Source organism: Pseudomonas juntendi, from assembly GCF_009932375.1.
Classification (GTDB): Bacteria; Pseudomonadota; Gammaproteobacteria; order Pseudomonadales; family Pseudomonadaceae; genus Aquipseudomonas; species Aquipseudomonas juntendi.
The window spans coordinates 1-525 of record NZ_BLJG01000507.1; the positions used below are offsets into that span (position 1 = coordinate 1).

Genomic DNA, 525 nt, shown 5'->3' on the forward strand with positions numbered 1-525 from the left:
GTACCTGTGGGAGCGGGCGTGCCCGCGAACCGGGGCAACGCCCCGGCCAGGCCGCTCAGTTGGCCGGCCGCACCCGGCGCCACAGCTTCTCGGCCACCGTCACTACCGCCAGCACCACGGCACCGGCGATCACCCCGGCCACGCCATTGAGCAAAGCCACGGTAAGCCCACCACCGCGCCCCTCGCTGAACGCTTCGACCGCGTGATGCAGCGGCGCGATGCCATGCACCAGAATCCCGCCACCCACCAGGAACATCGCCGCCGTGCCAACCACCGACAGGCCTTTCATCATGTAGGGTGCCGCGCGCAATATGCCATTGCCTACCGCCTGAGCCACGCCCGACGCCCGCTTGGTCATCCACAGCCCAAGGTCGTCCAGTTTGACGATGCCGCCCACCACCCCGTAAACACCCAAGGTCATTACCACCGCGATGCCCGACAGCACGATGACCTGCTGTGGCAGCGGCGAGTCGGCGACGATGCCCAGGGTAATGGCGATGATTTCCGCCGACAGGATGAAGTCGG

At 67.2% G+C, this 525-nt stretch carries 1 protein-coding gene; it reads right to left on the reverse strand.

Features of this window, described 5'->3' with window-relative positions:
- Positions 1-55: 55 nt before the first annotated feature.
- Positions 56-525 (reverse strand): DUF808 family protein (locus GYA94_RS26975; protein ID WP_161893485.1); only part of this gene is annotated, 470 nt, incomplete at its 5' end.